Below are 206 nucleotides of genomic sequence, written 5' to 3' on the forward strand. Positions count from 1 at the left end.
CGGAACACCGCCAAGGAGTACGCCTTTGAGGTGGACGGCGTGTGGTACGGCCCCGAGGCGGAGGTGAGCCACAGCGTAGATCAAAGCCTCTTCGACGCCTTCGGCATTGGAAACGCCGGGTCCGCCTCCCTGACCCTGGAGCTGTACGCGGAGCACATCCCCCGGGGGGCGGTCATCAAGCGGTATGTCAGGCTGGTCAACGGGGC

The 206-nt window shown here is 66.0% G+C and carries 1 protein-coding gene; it reads left to right on the top strand.

What is annotated here, in order from left to right; translation table 11 throughout:
* Positions 1-206 (top strand): hypothetical protein (locus D1646_RS22405; protein ID WP_160638527.1); only part of this gene is annotated, 206 nt, incomplete at both ends.

This window comes from Pseudoflavonifractor sp. 60 (assembly GCF_009911645.1).
Taxonomy (GTDB): Bacteria; Bacillota; Clostridia; order Oscillospirales; family Oscillospiraceae; genus Lawsonibacter.